The sequence below is a fragment of the Candidatus Methylacidiphilales bacterium genome (assembly GCA_028713655.1).
Lineage (GTDB): Bacteria > Verrucomicrobiota > Verrucomicrobiia > Methylacidiphilales > JAAUTS01 > JAQTNW01.
Window position 1 is genome coordinate 1 of record JAQTNW010000082.1, and the last position, 3,601, is coordinate 3,601.

The 3,601-nt window shown below is 46.2% G+C and carries 4 protein-coding genes; 2 read left to right on the top strand and 2 right to left on the bottom strand.

Features of this window, described 5'->3' with window-relative positions:
- Together PHD76_15135 and PHD76_15140 are read right to left on the bottom strand one after the other, a co-directional pair.
- Nucleotides 1-1,103 (bottom strand): hypothetical protein (locus tag PHD76_15135; protein ID MDD5263176.1); only part of this gene is annotated, 1,103 nt, incomplete at its 3' end.
- On the bottom strand, nucleotides 1,103-1,711 hold the full coding sequence (locus PHD76_15140) for a 5-formyltetrahydrofolate cyclo-ligase (GenBank protein ID MDD5263177.1): 609 nt from the start codon (nucleotides 1,709-1,711) through the stop codon (nucleotides 1,103-1,105). The genes PHD76_15135 and PHD76_15140, both read right to left, overlap by 1 nt.
- Nucleotides 1,712-1,879: 168 nt before the next feature.
- Between PHD76_15140 and PHD76_15145 the strand changes: the two genes are divergently transcribed.
- Complete coding sequence (locus PHD76_15145) at nucleotides 1,880-2,788, top strand: NADP-dependent methylenetetrahydromethanopterin/methylenetetrahydrofolate dehydrogenase (protein ID MDD5263178.1); 909 nt, start codon at nucleotides 1,880-1,882, stop codon at nucleotides 2,786-2,788.
- A gap of 43 nt (nucleotides 2,789-2,831) precedes the next feature.
- Nucleotides 2,832-3,601, top strand: a 770-nt coding sequence (locus PHD76_15150) for a methylenetetrahydromethanopterin dehydrogenase (GenBank protein ID MDD5263179.1), incomplete at its 3' end; no start/stop codon positions are given.

The following is a 3,601-nucleotide window of genomic DNA, read 5'->3' on the forward strand; positions in this document are numbered from 1 at the left end:
TAGTGTTTCATTTTTTTCACCCGCAGGGAGTTGCTCAGGTAAATATCCGGCAGGTTGTAGCCATTAAACCGATTCGCTTTAATCAGGGTGTAAGCGCCGACATTTTTAAAAACCACTCTATCCCCTATTTCCAAGGGTTCTTTAAAACGATATTGTCCGAATACATCACCTGCCAGGCAGGTACAGCCCGCCAGGATAGCGACATATTGTCCGTCGGGATCATGTTCATGTAATTCAGGCTGACGCTGGTATTCAAATACTTCGGGATTATGGTTGATCGAGGTATCCAGTATGACTATGGCTTCACCGTCACTGACAAAGCAATCAAGCACCGTCGCCACTAAATGCCCGGCTCGTCCTACGATTGCTTTGCCCGGTTCAATATAAACCTCAACGCCAAAATCATGTTTCAGCTTATTGACCAGCTCAACAAACGGGCGATGATCTTCAATTTGACCGAACAAATAGCCACCACCGATATTCAACCATTCAAGTTGAGCTAATCCTGCACCCAAATGCTGCTGAAGCTTTTCGATAGTTTTAATTAACGGGGTGAAATCGGTTGCGGAAAACACGTTATGAACATGCAACCCCTCAATTTGATCCAGGCAAATCGAGTGACTCAACTCATCAATAGCCACGCCCAGCTTTGAATGTTGCCGACAGGGGTCGAATCGCTCGTCATGCAGAAAGGACAACTTCGGGTTAACTCTTAAGCCGATTGAAGACTGCGCTTGGGCCGTCTCGGAATATCGTTGATACTGGGTCAAAGAATTAAAGCTGATATGCGAACACAGCAAACTTAACTCATCAAGCTCATCTTGCCTTATACCGGGCGTAGTCAAGTGAATGCTGCCCTGCCCCGCCAAAACTTCATTGGCCAGCCGCGCTTCAAATAAGGAACTGACTGAAAAGCCGTCAACAAAAGGTTTCGCCATGTCCATGACGGCTGAAAAAGGCAATGATTTTATGGAGTATAAAATCTTGCAACCACATTGCGTTCTCAGCTCGGCTAATGTTTCCAAGGCCTTGGAAATTTCTATTTCATCCAAAACAAAAGCCGGAGAGGAATAGACACTGTCTTTCAACACCTGAAAATCCATCAGTTAGAAAACTGCCGCCCTTTACCGGCATAAAGGTTTTTTTCCGTCATTACAATATCCATAGCCACATCATGAGCGTCCATAGCGACTTGCTCAACCAACTGGGACTCAAAACAAACGCCGATCAATACGGCATCGGCTCTGACACTCTTTAATAAACGATCATAATAACCCGCGCCATTACCCAAGCGCCCGCCATTTCGATCGAAAGCCACGCCCGGCACCATCACGCAATCGAGCTGTTCCGGGGCCACTTCTTTTCCCAACTCGCCCCATCGTTGTTTGGGCGGCTCTAAAATCCCCCACATTCCCGGCACCAATTCTGCAAAATCCTCCAGCCACCATAAGCCCAGTTTATTATGTCCTTGCTCATCTTTAGTGCAGTAGGGAATGACCATACGCTTACCGGCGTCCAGTTCGCCTAACAATGCCGATTGAGTTCTGACTTCCGAGCGGCAATGGATATACCACATTACCGTCTCGGCCTGTTGATAAAACGGGTGCGCTACAAATTGCGCGCAAATAATCCGGCTCATGACATCCTTATCTATTTGCTCATTGCGAACATCGTAAGCCTTCCGCCGTTGCCGGCTTTTTAGATCATTCATATGCGTTCAGCCTTTAACCAAAATAATATGCATTGCAACCTCGAAAACATAAAATCATTTCAATAATACACAGGTTCAACACCGGTTTAAAACTCAAATGCGCAAGGGCATTTTTATTCTGCTGTGTTTTCTTTTATACTTACCGGATAAATACATAAAGGAGATACCATGGAAAAGCCATTAATTTTACACATGTTAACCACCGCTAAAAACCTCAGTCCATTTGATGTCAATATGGCATTGGATGCAGGTTGGGTTTCCGCATTGCCTTATATCAATGTCGAACCTAGTGAAGTTCAAGGCTTGGTACAGGATGCCATCTTTTCGCGCAGCCCTAAAAACTTGAAACGCACCGGGATATTCATAGGCGGGCGTGATACGAAACAGGCAATGGACATGTTGAATACGGCCAAACGTTCAATGTTCGCTCCTTTTGAAGTTTCCGTATTTGCTGATCCAAGCGGGGCATTTACCACGGCAGCAGGCATGGTAGCAGCCGCTGAACATGAATTAATAACCAAATTCGACACCACTCTGGAAGGAAAAAATATTCTGGTACTGGGGGGAACCGGACCTGTTGGTCAAGTGGCCGCAGTCATTTCCGCACAAAGCGGTGCGCACGTAAAGCTTATCGGCCGTCAATTGGACAAAGCTCAAGCCATTGCCGACATGTGCAACAATGAATTCGGCGACGGAAAAACCAATATTGAAGCCGGCGCAGATGCGGACAAAGCAGAATACATTAAAGCAGCGGATGTTGTTTTTGCAACCGGTGCTGCAGGCATTGAACTATTAAGTGCAGAACTTGTCGCATCGGCTCCACAACTTAAAGTGGCTGCCGATGTAAATGCCGTACCGCCGGCAGGTATCGCAGGTGTTGACGCCTTCCATAATGGCACCCCCATTCAAGGCTCAAACAGCGGCGCAGTCGGCTTGGGTGCGATGGCAATTGGCAACATTAAATACCAGACTCAAGTCCTTTTGTTGAAAAAAATGATCAATAGCGACAAGCCTGTGTATCTGCATTTTGAGCATGCATTTGAAACTGCAAGAGAATATATTAAATCAAGCTCTTGAGTCTAAACTTTCGAATTAACCTGCATAATAAAAAGGAACTCTAATGGCAAAACGCAGCATTCTTCATATGCTTGACCCCATGCCCAACAATAGCCCATTCGACATTAACATGGCACTGGATGCAGGGTTTGACGTGCTTATCCCATATAACAATGTCAAGTTGGATAGCGTTTATGGACTTACTCAAGATGCCACCTTCTCCCGCAGTCCATCAGGCGTTAAGCGCACCGGAATTTTTATTGGCGGCCGCGATTTAGGGTTAGCCATGGACATGCTGAACACAAGTAAACAAGCCATGGTTTCGCCTTTTGAAATCTCGGTTTTTGCTGATCCCAGCGGTGCTTTTACCACGGCTGCGGCATTAGTTACCTGTGCCGAAAAAGAACTGAAAGCGAAACACCGCAAAGAACTGAAAGATTGCTCAGTTGTTATTTTTGGCGGAACAGGTCCCGTAGGTGTTGCTACAGGCATTATTGCTTCATTAGCCGGCGCCGATGTGACATTAACCGACCATTTATCAGTTGATACAGCCCTGGATGTTTCTAAAGCATACAATCGTCGTTTTAATTGCACGCTTAAAGGAGCTTTGGCCAATTCTGAAGCCGATAAAGCCCGACTGGTGGCCACTGCTGATATTATTTTCTGCACAGCCAAAGCGGGCATTCAGGTTTTAAGTGCAAATGTATTAAAAGAGGCGACACAGCTGAAAGTGGCCGGCGATGTTAATGCGGTTCCGCCTTTTGGTATAGAAGGCGTCAAAAACAATGATTGTGGTGCGCCACTCATTCATGCGACGAATGCGCAAGGCGCAGT

Bases quoted from the DNA above. Each gene is read 5' to 3' on its own strand.
- PHD76_15140 (MDD5263177.1), bottom strand. From the start codon at position 1,711: ATGAATGATCTAAAAAGCCGGCAACGGCGGAAGGCTTACGATGTTCGC.
- PHD76_15145 (MDD5263178.1), top strand. From the start codon at position 1,880: ATGGAAAAGCCATTAATTTTACACATGTTAACCACCGCTAAAAACCTC.